Origin of the sequence: Aquabacterium sp. (genome assembly GCF_030652515.1) — a bacterium.
Taxonomy (GTDB): domain Bacteria; phylum Pseudomonadota; class Gammaproteobacteria; order Burkholderiales; family Burkholderiaceae_C; genus Aquabacterium.
The window spans coordinates 1-13,703 of record NZ_JAUSAR010000051.1 but is presented as its reverse complement, the minus strand read 5'-3'; the positions used below and the strand labels follow the sequence as shown (position 1 = coordinate 13,703).

The following is a 13,703-nucleotide window of genomic DNA, read 5'->3' as shown; positions in this document are numbered from 1 at the left end:
AAGGTGCCGAAGAGGTGGTCCCACAGCATGAAGACGCTGAAGTTCTTGGCCTCGTCGATGTTGTTGGAGTGGTGCCAGCGGTGCACTTCGTTCGTGCCGATGACGTAGTTCAGGATGCCGAACTTGAAGTTCACGTTCATGTGGGTGATGGTGGCCAGCACGCTGCCGATCACGCCGCTCATGATGAAGGCCTCCTGGCTCACGCCGGTCTGGAACACCACGAAGGCGGGCACGATGCGGCGCCAGATCAGGTCGATCGGGTGGGCGCGGCTGGCGTTGAGTACGCTCAGCCGGTGCGCGCAGTGGTGCACGCTGTGCATGCGCCAGAAGAAGTCGACCTCGTGCGCCAGGCGGTGCGTGACGTAGAACATGAAGTCAAACGTCAGGAAGGAAATCAGCACCTGCACGGCCAGGGGCAGGTGGCGCGCGGCCAGGCTGTCATCGAGCACCCCGAAATGGAACAGCAGGCCCGAACCGGTGGCGGCGATCAGGGCGTGGGTCAGGAAGTTCTGGATGCTGCCCACGGCCACCATGGCGCCATTGTTGAGCGTGTCGGTCAGGACTTCGCCCTTTTCGAAGCGGTTGGGCTGCTCGGGCCAGACGTACTGCATCAAAACGCAGACCACGTAGTAGGGCCCGAGGTAGTACATGAAGACCCGGCCGGGGTCGAAGCCGAAATGCAGCACGGCGGTGATGCCACCCAACACTGACCCGACAAGAAAGCCCCAACTGGCGAGGAGTTTGAACACGACGACTCCATGAACTGCTCGTGATAGACCTGCCGAGTTTATGACGGAGCGCGTTTCACGCGCAGAGGGGCTTCCCCAGGGGGGACAATCGGTCTTTTCCAGGGTGAGAGAAAGTGAACAGCAGCATGTCGTGGATGGATCGCAGCAGTCCGATCGTGGCGGTGGCCACCGCGCCTGGCCGGGGCGCCGTGGGCATCGTGCGGGTGTCGGGTCGGGGTTTGGCGCCCTTGGCCCAGGCCTTGTGCGGCCGCGCATTGACGCCCAGGCTGGCCACGTACGGGCCCATCCGCGATGCGAAAGGCGAGGCGATTGACCACGGCCTGGCGATTTACTTCCCCGGACCGCACAGTTTCACCGGCGAGGACGTGCTCGAACTGCAGGCGCACGGCGGCCCGGTGGTGCTGCAGTTGCTGCTGGCGCGCTGCCTGGAGGCGTCTCGCGAGCTTGACGATGCCTCTGGCCGCGAACGCCTGCCCGGCTTGCGCGTGGCCGAGCCAGGCGAGTTCACCCAGCGGGCATTTTTGAATGACAAGATCGACCTGGCGCAAGCTGAGGCCATCGCCGACCTGATCGACGCCAGCACCGAAGCGGCGGCGCGTTCGGCCACGCGGTCGTTGGGCGGGGCGTTTTCCAAACAGATCGAGCTGTTACGCGACCAGTTGATCAACCTGCGCATGCTGGTCGAGGCCACCCTGGATTTTCCGGAAGAAGAAATCGACTTCCTGGAAAAGGCCGATGCGCGCGGCCGCTTGAACCGCGTGGCGGCCACCCTGGACCAGGTGTTGCAGCAGGCCAAGCAGGGCGCCTTGCTGCGCGAAGGCCTGCAAGTGGTGCTGGCCGGCCAGCCCAACGCGGGCAAAAGTTCGCTGCTCAACGCGCTGGCGGGGGCCGAGCTGGCCATCGTCACGCCGATCGCGGGCACCACGCGCGACAAGGTCAGCCAGACCATCCAGATCGAAGGCGTGCCGCTGCACGTGGTCGACACCGCCGGTTTGCGCGCCGCGCACGAGGCCAGCGACGAGGTCGAGCGCATCGGCATGGCGCGCAGCTGGGAGGCGATCGCCCAGGCCGACGCGGTGCTGTTTTTGCATGATTTGACCCGCAGCGCGGATGCGGCCTATGTGGCGGCCGACGTGCAGATCGCGGGCAAGCTGCCGGGTGGCGTGCCGGTGATCCACGTGTTCAACAAGGCCGACAGCGTGGCGGTGGCTGATTTGCAGGCCCTGGCGCACGAACCCGAGGGGCCGGTGCTTGCCTTGTCGGCCCGGACCGGGGACGGGCTGGAGGCTTTGCGACGCCTGCTGCTGGAGCAGGCCGGTTGGCAGGCCGCGCCCGAGGGCGTGTTCATCGCCCGACAGCGGCATGTGCAAGCGCTGCGTCTGGCACGCGAACACCTGGAGGGTGCGCAAGGGCACGCCGCCTTGGCCGATGGCGCCCTGGATTTGCTGGCCGAGGAGCTGCGACTGGCACACAACGCCCTGGGCACGATCACCGGGGCGTTTTCAGCGGACGACCTGCTGGGTGAGATCTTTACCCGCTTCTGCATCGGCAAGTGAAATGCGTGGCATGGACCCCGGCGGGCTGCTGCTAAATAGCCACCACGAGCCCGCCGGGATCGTATAAATTTGGGCGATTGTGCGCTGCAGCGCAATTTGAGGAAAAGATGGAAGTCACTGAACTGGTTCAGGCCATCCAGACATTGAACACCGAAGATGTGTTTCGGCCGCGTCTGGATGCTCAGCAATGGCGGACGTTTTGCCAATACCTGACCCGCCACGAATTGCGCTCGGGCGATTTGCTGGTCAAGCAAGGTGATCACGACCGCACCGTGTACTTCCTGGGGCAAGGCTCCTTGCAGGTGTTCGTCACGGGTGGGGTGCCGGGCGCGGCGCGCATCGCCATCTTGCGGCCGGGCTCCATGTGTGGCGAGCCGGGTTTGTTCGCCGACACGCCGCGCATGGCCAACATCGAGGCCATGACCAGCTGCGTGATTTTTGCGTTGCGCCTGCAGCGTTTTGAAGAGTTGATCGCCCGGGTGCCGGGCGTGGCCGTGGAAGTGATGCGCGCGGCCGGGGGTGTCATGGCCACGCGCATGCGGGCCAATCTACAGCGCCAGGTGCCGTCTGCCTGAAGCGCCTCAAAAAATGAGGGAGTTGGGTCAGGATGTTGATCAGCCAAGAGTTACGCCGCCCCACGATTTTGGTGGCTGACGATTCACCCCAGAACATCGAGTTGCTGTCGCGGGTGTTGGGGCAAGAGTACCGGATCAAGGTGGCGACCTCGGGCGAGAAGGCCCTCAAGATCGCCTATTCAGACGAGCCGCCGGATTTGATCCTGCTCGACATCATGATGCCCGACCTGAGCGGGCTGCAGGTGTGCCAGCGCATCAAGGCCAACCCGGACCGCCGCCGCATCCCCATCATTTTCGTGACCGCGATGACGACGGTCGAGGACGAAAGCCTGGGCCTGGCCATGGGCGCGGTCGATTACATCTCCAAGCCCATCAGCCCGCCGCTGGTGCAGGCGCGGGTGCGCACGCATTTGGCTTTGTATGACCAATCACGCGAGCTGGAGCGCATGGTCGCGCAGCGCACGGCCGAGCTGGTGGCCACGCGCCAGCAGATCATCCGCCGCCTGGGCCGTGCCGCCGAGTTCAAGGACAACGAGACCGGCAACCACGTGGTGCGCATGAGCCACATCGCGCGCCTGGTGGCGCAGCAGGCTGGCCTGGGCCCTGAAGCCGTGCAACTGGTGTTCCAGACCGCGGCCATGCACGACCTGGGCAAGATCGGCGTGCCTGACCGCATCCTGCTCAAGCCCGGCCCGTTGACTGAAGATGAATGGGTGCTGATGCGCCAGCACGCGCAGATCGGCGCCGACATCATCGGGCGGCACGACAACGAGCTGCTGGCCACGGCCCGCGCCATCGCGCTGACCCACCATGAAAAATGGGATGGCACGGGCTACCCGCAAGGGTTGAAGGGTGAGCAGATCCCGCTGTATGGGCGCATCGTGGCCATCGCCGATGTGTTCGATGCGCTGATGACGCGCCGGCCGTACAAGCCACCGCTGCCGGCCGCTGAGTCGTTGGCCATCATGGCCGAGCAGAAGGGCAAGCACTTTGACCCGACGCTGGTGGACTGCTTCTTCCAGCAGCAGTTCGAGATTCTCAAGGTCATGGAGTTGTACTCCGATGACCGTGGGGCCATGACGGACCAGTGATCGGGCGCCGTCAGGCCTCCTGACGCAGCGACCTGAGCACCACGCCCGCCGCATCAAAGTCGTAGCGGCTGAGGGCTTCGCTCAACTCGCGCACGCTGGACAGTTGCACCAGGCCCGGCCAGCCATCGACCAGGTCCTGGATCAGGTCTTGCGCCTGGGCATCGTTGTCATCGATCAACTGCGACAGCTTCAGCCATTGGCCCTGGATGGCCGGGTCGCGCAGCATCTGGCTGGCGTCCACGGTGTCGGTCTGGGCGGGTTGGACCAAGGCGCGGATGTCGCTGCGCACGGCGCTCAGGGCCGACAGGGTCTGGGCCAGGGCGGCGTCCAGGCTGGCGGCGTCGGCCTGCGGTTGGCAGGCGCTTTCCAGCTCGCCGCAGGCGTGCTGCAGGGCCATGGCGCCGATGTTGCCGGCCAGGCCCTTGAGGGTATGGGCCAGTCGCAGAGCGACCTCGTGATCCTGTTCGCGCAGGGCTTGCGAGAACTGCGGGCCAAAGTCCTGCTGGGTCTTGTCGAAGCCTTTGAGCAGGCGGCGGTACAGGTCCAGGTTGCCCATGCAGCGGGCGATGCCGTCGGCGGTGTCCAGCGTGGTGAGCGCGGCCTCGGGGTTCAGGCCATGGGCTTTTTCAAGGTGCAGCTGGTTGCTGGCCTTGGGGTTGGAGGCCGGGTGGGTGGGGATGATCCAGCGGGCCATGATGTTGAACATCTGGCCCAGGTCGAGCGGCTTGGTGATGTGGTCGTTCATGCCGCTTTGCAGCACGCGGTCGCGGTCCGAGGCCATGGCGCTGGCGGTCATGGCGATGATGGGCAGGTTCTGCCATTCGGGCCGGGCGCGGATGCGTTCGGTGGCGGTGTATCCGTCCATCACGGGCATCTGGCAGTCCATGAGGATGCCGTCGAATTGCGCGCCGCTTTCCAGCTTGTCCAGGGCCTCGCGGCCGTTGAGGGCCGTGACGACCTGGATGCCGGCGCGCTCCAGCAGGTCGCAGGCGAGCTCTTGATTCAAGGGTTGGTCTTCCACCAGCAGCAGGCGCGCGCCCGCCAGCTGGCGCTGCGCCACTTCCAGCACCTTGCTGGTGTGGTGGGCGGTGGTGGGCACGTCCACGTGCTGGCCCAGGGCGCGCGAGATGCTGTCGTGCAGGGTGGAGGGTGTGACGGGTTTGTTGAGCACTCCCGCCAGGCCCAAGCCTTCCGCGGCGCGCAGGGCTTCGTCGCGGGCAAAGGCGGTGACCAGGAGCACGCAGGGCCGGTGCTCGGGCGGCATGTTCAGGGCTTCGCGGGCAAAGGCGATGCCGTCCATGCCAGGCATCTTCCAGTCGGTCAGCAGCAGGTGGTGGGACTGGCCGGTTCGCTGCGCCTGGCGCATGTTGTCCAGGGCCTGTTCGCCACTGCTGGCCACTTCAACATTCAGGCCGAGGCGGCGCATCATGTCGCCCAGCACTTCGCGCGCGGTGGGGTTGTCGTCCACCAGCAGCACGCGGCGGCCTTGCAACTCGCTGGCCAGCAGGGCGCGGCGCGGCAGGGGTTGCGATTGCAGGCCGAAGCGCGTGGTGAAGTGGAAGGTGGAGCCGCGGCCCTCCTGGCTGTCGACCCAGATCTTGCCGCCCATCATCTCGACCAGCTGGCGCGAGATGGTCAGGCCCAGGCCGGTGCCGCCGTATTGCCGCGTGGTCGAGCTGTCGCCTTGGGTGAAGGGCTGGAACAGGCGATCGAGCAGCTCGGGCGACATGCCAATGCCACTGTCGCGCACCCAGAAGTGCAGCTCGACGCGGTCGGCCTCCAGGCGGCGCACTTCGACGCCGATGAGCACGTCGCCGCGCTCGGTGAACTTGATGGCGTTGGTGCCCAGGTTGATGAGGACCTGGCCCAGGCGCATGGGGTCGCCCACCAGCGAGGTGGGGATGTCGGGGTCGGCCGTGAAGAGCAGCTCCAGGCCTTTCTCTTCGGCCTTCACGCCCAGCACATCGGCCATGTTGTTGACCACCTGCTCCAGCTGGAAATCGGCCGATTCCAACTCGAGCTTGCCCGATTCGATCTTGGACACATCGAGGATGTCGTTGAGCACCTGCAGCAGGTTGCCCGCGGCGCGGTGGGCCTTCTCGACATAGTTGCGGGCGCGGCTGGACAGGTCTTCCATCAAGGCCAGGTGGGTCATGCCCATCACGGCGTTCATGGGGGTGCGGATCTCGTGTGACATGTTGGCCAGGAAGCGCGACTTGGCGTGCATGGCGGCCTCGGCGGCCAGCTTGGCTTCGCGCATGGCCGTCTCGGCCTGCTTGCGCGGTGTGATGTCCTGCATGATGGTGCACAGCTGGCGCTGGCCCCGGTCTTCAAAGGGGATGACGACCATCTCGGCGTCGAACTGTTCGCCGTCCAGCCGGGTGTGTTTCCACTCGAATCGGAAGATCTCGCGCTGGCTGATCTTTTGCAGGATGGCGTTGGTGCTTTGCTGCAGGGCGAGGTCGTCTTTGGCGATGGGCGGGCTCAGGGGCGGGGCCGAGGGCTGCAAGCCCAGCAGGGCTTGCTCGCTGCTGGCGCCGAACATGGCGATGGCGGCGGCGTTGGCGCGGGTGATGTGCTGTTGGTCGTCAAAGAACAGGAAGCCCAGTGGCGCGTGGTTGAACACGGCCTCAGAGCGGGCCTGGGCCTGCTTTTGCTCGGTGGCGTCCTGCCAGTAACCGTTGTAGGTGATGTCGCCGTTGTCATGGCGCGTGGGGGTGCCTTCGCAGCGCACCCAGGCGTTCTTGCCCGCCAGGGTGATGGGGAACTCGATGCAGGCGGTGGGCGGGAGGCGGGTGTCTTGTCCGGCCAGGCGCCAGGGCAGTTCGGGGTCGTCTTGCAGGGCCATGGCGTCCACGCCCAGCACTGATTTGAGGCCTTGGCCAATGAAGGTGAAATGGCCCCGGCCCTGGGCCGGTTGCTCATAGCGGAACACCACCAGGGGCAGGGCGTGCGCCATGTTGCTCAGGGCGGTCTGGGCCTTGGTCAGCTCGTGCAGGCGGTGTGAGCGTTGGCGCAGGTGAGCGATCGCCCAGTAGCCGGACACCAGCACCAGCGCGGCGCCCGCCAGCCAGCTCAGCACGGTGGTGCTTTCATTTTCCAGCGGGCTCAATGTCCAGGCGGTCAGCCCGCCGTAAGACAGGGCCTGTTGCTGGGCCAGGTAGTGTTGCCCTTGGATGGTGACCCGGGTGATGGACTGGCCCTGGACCTGCAGCGGTGTCACGGTCCAGGGCAAGGCCTGCAGGGTGCGCATGTACAGGCGTTCGGCCTGGACAGGGTCCATGGTCATCGGACCTTGCATGGGCACGCGTTTGAGCGTTTCTATGGCGGGGTTGCCCACCAGCACCACGCCCTGAGCGTCGGTGATGAACAGCAGGCGCTTCGGATCGTCGAACAGGCGTTGCAGGGCCTCGGGGTTCTGCTTGACGGCGATGACGCCTGCGGTCGCGTCATTCTGGTCCACTCGGGTGGCGAAGAAGAAGCCGGGGATGCGGGTGATGCGGCCCACGGCGAACTGGGTGCCGCTGCCGCTTTCCAGGGTGTCGTTGAAGTAGCGCCGTGTTTTGAAATTGGCGCCCAGCACGTTGACCTCTTCCTTGATGCGCGCATTGGCCACCACGGTGCCGAAGCGGTCGATCAGGTAGATGTCGTGGATGTGGAAGTCGTCGGCGGTCTGGCGCATCAGCTGCGAGATCTCCTGGACATCATTGCGTTTGGCCAGCGAGGCTTGCAGGCCCAGGCGGTCGGCTTCAGTCAGGGTGGCCGAGTTCTCGACCACCGAGTCCTGCAGGAATTGGTGGACGGCGATCTGCCGAGCCAGGGCGCGAGGCAGGGCCTGCAGTTGCTGGAAGGTGAAGGTGAGTGAGTCGTTCAGGCTGTCCAGGCGGTGGCGCGAGCTTTGCAACTGCTCGGCGCGGCGGTCGTCGATGTCTTGCTGGATCAGCCAGAAGGCCCCGCCGGTGACCAGCGCTGTCCAAAGCAGGGCCAGAATGCCCCATCGCTTGTTGGCGCTGGTTGACCTGCCCTGCAGGGGTGTTGCCGAAGCCTCCATGGGCATGCTCTCCGGATTTTTAGTTCGGCCAGTGTGCCCGGTCTTGGTGTCCAGCAGACAGGGAGTTGGCCCGGGCTTTCAGCCTTTGAGCAACATACTTTCGGCCCGCGCCAGGTTTTGAGGCCGACCGGACAGCACCAGGGTGTCGCCCGATTCCAGCACCAGGCCGTGGTCGGGTGCCACCACCGCGCCATGCGCGCGCCGCACCGAGACCACCGCCACGCGCATCTCCTCGGCGGCCAGGGACTGGGCCAGGGTGTGGCCCACGCAAGCGGCGCTGGCATGCAGGGTGACCGATTGCAGGCGTTGCAGCTCCATCTCATCCACGCTGTCGTCGTCACCGCCGTGGAAGTAGTCGCGCATCAGGCCATAGCGCGCCTGGCGCTGCTCCTGCACCAGGCGGATCACGCGTCGCATGGGCACGCCCACCAGGGCCAGGGCTTGCGAGGCCAGCATCAGCGATCCTTCGATGGCCTCGGGCACGACCACGGTGGCCCCGGCGGCCTGGAGTTCGTCCAGCGCGCTGTCGTCCAGCGTGCGCACCAGCACCGGCACCTCGGGCGCATGCTCGCTGACCAGGTGCAGGATCTTCTTGGCGGACGGGGTGTTGTGGTAGGTGATGACCACGACGCTGGCCCGTGCCAAGCCTGCGGCCACCAGGCTTTGTGGCCGGGTGGCGTCGCCAAAGACCACGCTTTGGCCAGCGGCAGCGGCCTGTTGCACACGGTCCGGGTCCAGGTCCATCGCCATGTAGGGGATCTTTTCCTGGTCCAGCAGGCGTGCCAGGTTCTGGCCACTGCGGCCATAACCGCAGATCAGCACGTGCTTTTCGGTTCCGATGGCCTTGGAGGCGATCTTGGTCATGGCCAGCGATTGCAGCAGCCAGTCGGTGGACGACAGCTTCATCACCAGGCGGTTGCTGCCCAGGATCATGAAGGGCGTGGCCAGCATGGACAGCACCATCGCGGCCAGCACCGGGCTTTGCGCGCGCTCGGGCAGCAGGTGGTGGTCGGTGGCCAGGGACAGCAGCACGAAGCCGAACTCGCCAGCCTGCGCCAGGTACAGGCCGGTGCGCAGGGCCACGCCGGTGTCGGCCCCGAACACCTGGCGCGCCAGCGCGGCGATCAGGCCGAACTTGAACAGCACGGGCAAGGTCGTCAGCACGATCACCAGGGCCCAGCTGTCGACCACGATGTGCCAGTCCAGCTTCATGCCGATGGTGATGAAGAACAGGCCCAGCAGCACGTCGTGGAAGGGACGGATGTCGGTCTCCACCTGGTGTTTGTATTCGGTCTCGGCGATGAGCATGCCGGCCAAAAAAGCGCCCAGCGCCATTGACAAGCCCGCGTGTTCGGTCAGCCACGACAGGCCCAGCGTGACCAGCAGCAGGTTGAGCATGAACAGCTCTTCGCTCTTGCGGCGCGCCACCAGGGTCAGCCACCAGTGCATCACCTTCTGGCCGCCCACCAGCAGCAGGGTGAGCACCACGGTGGCCTTGGCGGCGGCGATGGCCAGGGTCTTGAGCAGGTCGCCACCGCTGTCGCCCAGCGCCGGGATCAGCACCAGCAAGGGCACCACGGCCAGATCCTGGAACAGCAAGATGCCCATGACGCGCTTGCCATGCTGGCTGTCCAGCTCCAGGCGTTCGGCCATCAGTTTGACGACGATGGCGGTGCTGCTCATGGCCAGCGCACCGCCCAGGGCCACCGCGCTTTGCCAGTTCAGGGACCAGCCCAGCAGGCCATGCTGGATGTTGAAATAAGGCAGCACCGCGTCGAGCGCGAAATAGCCCACCAGGGTGGCCAGCATGGTCACCCCCACCTGGCTGAAGCCCAGCCCGAACACCAGCGAGCGCATGCTCTTGAGCTTGGGCAGGTTGAACTCCAGCCCGATCACAAACATCAGGAACACCACCCCGAACTCGGCCAGGTGGCGCACACCGGCCGAATCCTTGGCCAGCGCCAGGGCATTGGGCCCGATCACCACGCCCACCGCCAGGTAGCCCAGCATCGGCGGAAGCTTCATGAAACGGCACAGCACCACGCCCAGCACGGCGGCAAACAGGTACAGCAAGGTGAGGTCGAGCGTGGAGGCCATCTTGTCCCTAGAATCCTCTGATCCTACCCGGTGCATTCATGACGCAATTGTCCCCTTCCTCCCCATCTTCGGCGGTCGATGCCGCTGCCCTCGTTGCGATGGCCCAGCAGGCGCTCGACATCGAGTCCCAGGCCTTGCTGGGCCTGCGTGATCGCTTGAATGGCGAAGCGGGCGAGGCCTTCGCGCGCGCCGTGCAGGCCGTCCTGAGTTGCCGGGGCCGCGTGGTCGTGATGGGCATGGGCAAGAGTGGCCATGTGGGACGCAAGATCGTGGCCACCCTGGCCTCCACCGGCACCCCGGCCATGTTCGTGCACCCGGCCGAGGCCCACCACGGTGACCTGGGCATGGTCACGCCCGGCGATGTGGTGCTGGCCATCTCCAACTCTGGCGAAAGCGAGGAGCTGACGGCCTTGCTGCCCTTGCTCAAACGACAAGGCGTGGTCCTGCTGGCCATGACCGGGCGCCCGCAATCGTCCCTGGCGCGCCACGCCGACATCGTGCTGGACTGTGCCGTGGCGGTCGAGGCCTGCCCCCTGAACCTGGCTCCCACCGCCAGCACCACCGCGCAAATGGCGCTGGGCGACGCCCTGGCCGTGACCCTGCTCGATGCGCGTGGCTTCAAGGCAGAAGACTTCGCCCGCTCGCACCCGGGCGGCGCCCTGGGCCGCAAGCTGCTCACCCACTTGCGCGACGTCATGCGCTCGGGCGATGCCCTGCCTCGTGTCTTGCCGCAAGCCGCGTTCAGCGACGTGATGCGCGAGATGAGCGCCAAGGGCCTGGGCGCCGCCATCGTGGTCGATGCCGCGGGCAAGGTGCTGGGCGTGTTCACCGACGGCGACCTGCGCCGCAAGATCGAAGCGGGCGTGGAGTTGCGCACCGCCACCGCCGAGCAACTGATGACCCCGGGCCCGCGCACCATCCGCGACGACGTGTTGGCCGCCGAGGCCGTGGCCCTGATGGAAACCCACCGCGTCAACACCCTGCTGGTGGTGGATGCCGAAGGCGTGCTGACTGGCGCCATCACCACCAACGACCTGATGCGTGCGAAGGTGATCTGACATGCGAGCCCTCACCCCCACCCTGTCTTTCTCGGCCGACCTGCGGCCCTTTGCCCGGGGCATCCGCGCCGCCATCTTCGACGTGGATGGCGTGCTGACCGATGGCACCCTGTTCATCAGCGAAGCGGGCGAAACGCTCAAGGCTTTCAACGCGCTGGACGGCCATGGCCTCAAGCTGCTGGCCCAAGGCGGCATCACCCCCATCGTGATCACCGGGCGCGATTCGCCCGCCGTGCGCCGCCGCTTGAAGGACCTGGGCCTGGTCCACGCCGTGTTTGGCGCGCACGACAAGCTGGCCGCCGCCGAACCCCTGCTCGCCTCGCTGGGCCTGCCCTGGCGCGATGTGGCCGTGATGGGCGACGACTGGCCCGACCTGCCCCTGATGGTGCGCGCCGGTTTTGCCTGCGCGCCCCTCAATGCCCATGCCGAGGTGAAAGCCGTGGCCCGCCACGTGACCACCTTGCGCGGTGGTGAAGGCGCGGCGCGTGAATGCTGTGACCTGCTGCTGTGGGCCACCGGCCGCTACGAGGCCTTGCTGCGCGGCCACCTCGAAACCCTGGACACCACGTCTGACGGCGCCAAGCCATGAGCACCAAGCCCTGGCTCTCGGCGCTTGACCACGCACGTTCTGCCGTGCCCATGGTGGCGCTGTCCGGCTTGGCCGCCTTCACCTGGTGGCTGGTGCAATCGGCCCCTTCGCTGGAGGGCGCCCGGCCCGCGGCCAAGGCCTCGTCCAGCCCCGACTATGAATTGCAGAAAGCCCGGATCGAGCGCTACAACCCCGATGGCCGCCTGATCGCCATCCTGGATGGCCAGACCATGCGCCACTATGCCGATGGCGACCGCCTTGAAATCGATGCCGTGCAGTTGTCGGCCCGCGATCTGCAGGGCCAGCTGGTGCAAGGGGTGGCCCGCCAGGGCGAGGCCAACGGCAGCCAGGACACGGTGACTCTGCATGGCGGTGCGCGGGTGGTGGCCACGCCGGCGTCCGGTGCGGCCGTCAAGGGCCAGCGCGTGGATCAATCCCCCGTGGTCATTGAAGGTGAGATGCTGCGTTTCAACACGCGCGAGCGGGTGGTGACGTCGGAGTTGCCCGTCAAGATCACGCATGCCCAGGGGCAGATCCTGGGCGGTAACCTGCGGTACGAAGAAGGCGCCCGTGTGGGCGAACTGGGCAACCGCGTTCATGGGCGCTATGACGCGCCCCCTCGCCGGTGACCCATCAGCAGCCCGCACCACAGCGGCCCCTGGCTTTCATCACGGGGGCCTCCAGCGGCATCGGCCTGGCCTTGGCCACGCGCTATGTGCAGGCAGGGTGGCGAGTGGCCCTGGTGGCCCGGCGCACCCAGCCGATGCGCGACTGGGCCGCGCAGCAAGGCTGGCCTGCCGACCGCTGGGCCGTGCACGGCGCCGATGTGCGCGATGACGCCCAGGTGCTGGCCGCCGCCAGTGCGTGCCTGCGCACGCAAGGCTTGCCCGACGTGGTGATCGCCAATGCCGGCATCAGCGTGGGGGTGGACCTGTCTTTGGCCGAAGACCTGCCGGTGCTGCGCGACCTGCTGGAGACCAATGTGATGGGCGTGGCCTCGACCTTCCAGCCCTTCATTGCCCCGATGCGCGAGCGCGGCTCGGGCACCCTGGTGGGCGTGGCCAGTGTGGCCGCCATGCGGGGTTTGCCGGGCCATGCCGGTTACTGTGGTGCCAAGGCCGCCGTGGTGCACCTGTGTGAAACCTTGCGGGGCGAGCTCAAACCCTTTGGCCTGAAAGTGGTCACCATCGCGCCGGGCTACATCGACACGCCGCTCACCCAGGGCAACGACTACCCCATGCCCTTTTTGATGACGCCCGAGGCCTTTGCCGAGCGCGCTTTCAAGGCGATTGAAGCGGGCGTGCGTTTTCGCGTCATCCCCTGGCCCATGGGAATCGTGGCGGCAGTGTTGCGCTTCATGCCGCGTTGGCTGTTCGACGCCGTGGTGGGCGCTCAAAAGCACCGCAAGAAGCGCCGCCGCTGATTCTGGAGCAGGCATGAAAAAAGGCGACGCCTTGAAGCACCGCCTTTTTGCAGATCGCTGTGACCCTTGCGGGCCACGAAGCGATTTTTAGTAACCGCCGCCGCCGTAGCCGCCGCCGCCACCGGAGCGGCCACCGCCGCCACCACCGTAGCCGCCGCCACCGCCACCACCGGAACGGCCACCGCCGCCACCGTAGCCGCCGCCACCACCTTCACGACGGCCACCGCCGCCGCCGCCACCACCGTAGCCGCCGCCACCACCGGCGCCGCCACCGCTACCGCCGCCACCGTAGGGGCTGCGGAAACCGCTTGGACGTTCTTCACGAGGACGGGCCTCGTTCACCACGATGGCGCGGCCAGCCAGGGACTGACCATTCATGCCATTGATGGCAGCTTGTGCTTCTGGGTCGGTGCCCATTTCAACGAAACCAAAGCCCTTGGAGCGACCGGTGTCGCGGTCCATCATGACCTTGGCGGAGCTGACTGCTCCAAATTGCGAGAAAGCATCTTGCAGA

General features: G+C 66.4%; 11 protein-coding genes. 7 read left to right on the top strand and 4 right to left on the bottom strand.

Annotated features, from left to right (window positions below):
* Positions 1-749: sterol desaturase family protein (locus Q7V20_RS06680; RefSeq protein WP_304788462.1), on the bottom strand; the 749-nt coding region annotated here is incomplete at its 3' end.
* Positions 750-883: 134 nt separating this feature from the next.
* Between Q7V20_RS06680 and mnmE the strand changes: the two genes are divergently transcribed.
* From mnmE to Q7V20_RS06665, 3 genes are all read left to right on the top strand, one after another.
* Positions 884-2,305 (top strand): tRNA uridine-5-carboxymethylaminomethyl(34) synthesis GTPase MnmE, encoded by a 1,422-nt coding sequence (gene mnmE, locus Q7V20_RS06675; RefSeq protein WP_304788460.1) that lies wholly within the window; start codon positions 884-886, stop codon positions 2,303-2,305.
* A 107-nt stretch (positions 2,306-2,412) separates the two neighbouring features.
* Complete coding sequence (locus tag Q7V20_RS06670; protein WP_304788458.1) at positions 2,413-2,880, top strand: cyclic nucleotide-binding domain-containing protein; 468 nt, start codon at positions 2,413-2,415, stop codon at positions 2,878-2,880.
* Positions 2,881-2,912: 32 nt separating this feature from the next.
* On the top strand, positions 2,913-3,971 hold the full coding sequence (locus Q7V20_RS06665) for a two-component system response regulator (RefSeq protein WP_304788456.1): 1,059 nt from the start codon (positions 2,913-2,915) through the stop codon (positions 3,969-3,971).
* A 10-nt stretch (positions 3,972-3,981) separates the two neighbouring features.
* Here the strand turns inward: Q7V20_RS06665 and Q7V20_RS06660 are convergent, their stop codons facing one another.
* Together Q7V20_RS06660 and Q7V20_RS06655 are read right to left on the bottom strand one after the other, a co-directional pair.
* The gene (locus Q7V20_RS06660) at positions 3,982-8,022 is read right to left on the bottom strand and encodes a response regulator (protein WP_304788454.1); all 4,041 of its coding nucleotides are present in this window, start codon (positions 8,020-8,022) and stop codon (positions 3,982-3,984) included.
* 78 nt (positions 8,023-8,100) lie between these two features.
* The gene (locus Q7V20_RS06655; RefSeq protein ID WP_304788452.1) at positions 8,101-10,119 is read right to left on the bottom strand and encodes a monovalent cation:proton antiporter family protein; all 2,019 of its coding nucleotides are present in this window, start codon (positions 10,117-10,119) and stop codon (positions 8,101-8,103) included.
* 38 nt (positions 10,120-10,157) lie between these two features.
* On the opposite strand from Q7V20_RS06655, the gene Q7V20_RS06650 reads away from it, so the two are divergent.
* The 4 genes from Q7V20_RS06650 to Q7V20_RS06635 are packed head-to-tail and all read left to right on the top strand — an operon-like array spanning position 10,158 to position 13,189.
* Positions 10,158-11,177, top strand: coding sequence for an SIS domain-containing protein (locus Q7V20_RS06650; RefSeq protein ID WP_304788451.1), 1,020 nt, complete (start codon positions 10,158-10,160; stop codon positions 11,175-11,177).
* 1 nt (position 11,178) lies between these two features.
* On the top strand, positions 11,179-11,766 hold the full coding sequence (locus Q7V20_RS06645; protein WP_304788449.1) for an HAD family hydrolase: 588 nt from the start codon (positions 11,179-11,181) through the stop codon (positions 11,764-11,766).
* Positions 11,763-12,395: an LPS export ABC transporter periplasmic protein LptC gene (gene lptC, locus Q7V20_RS06640; protein ID WP_304788447.1), complete on the top strand. Its 633-nt coding sequence runs from the start codon at positions 11,763-11,765 to the stop codon at positions 12,393-12,395. The genes Q7V20_RS06645 and lptC overlap by 4 nt, the downstream gene beginning before the upstream one ends.
* On the top strand, positions 12,392-13,189 hold the full coding sequence (locus Q7V20_RS06635; RefSeq protein WP_304788445.1) for an SDR family oxidoreductase: 798 nt from the start codon (positions 12,392-12,394) through the stop codon (positions 13,187-13,189). Before lptC ends, Q7V20_RS06635 begins: the two co-directional genes overlap by 4 nt.
* Before the next feature lie 87 nt (positions 13,190-13,276).
* Here Q7V20_RS06635 and Q7V20_RS06630 read toward each other — a convergent pair whose 3' ends face one another.
* Entirely contained in the window at positions 13,277-13,702 is a 426-nt protein-coding gene (locus Q7V20_RS06630; RefSeq protein WP_304788443.1) for an RNA-binding protein, read from the bottom strand.
* Position 13,703: the final 1 nt, after the last annotated feature.

Bases quoted from the DNA above. Each gene is read 5' to 3' on its own strand.
- mnmE (WP_304788460.1), top strand. From the start codon at position 884: ATGGATCGCAGCAGTCCGATCGTGGCGGTGGCCACCGCGCCTGGCCGG.
- Q7V20_RS06660 (WP_304788454.1), bottom strand. From the start codon at position 8,022: ATGGAGGCTTCGGCAACACCCCTGCAGGGCAGGTCAACCAGCGCCAAC.
- Q7V20_RS06665 (WP_304788456.1), top strand. From the start codon at position 2,913: ATGTTGATCAGCCAAGAGTTACGCCGCCCCACGATTTTGGTGGCTGAC.
- Q7V20_RS06645 (WP_304788449.1), top strand. From the start codon at position 11,179: ATGCGAGCCCTCACCCCCACCCTGTCTTTCTCGGCCGACCTGCGGCCC.
- Q7V20_RS06650 (WP_304788451.1), top strand. From the start codon at position 10,158: ATGACGCAATTGTCCCCTTCCTCCCCATCTTCGGCGGTCGATGCCGCT.
- Q7V20_RS06670 (WP_304788458.1), top strand. From the start codon at position 2,413: ATGGAAGTCACTGAACTGGTTCAGGCCATCCAGACATTGAACACCGAA.
- Q7V20_RS06655 (WP_304788452.1), bottom strand. From the start codon at position 10,119: ATGGCCTCCACGCTCGACCTCACCTTGCTGTACCTGTTTGCCGCCGTG.
- lptC (WP_304788447.1), top strand. From the start codon at position 11,763: ATGAGCACCAAGCCCTGGCTCTCGGCGCTTGACCACGCACGTTCTGCC.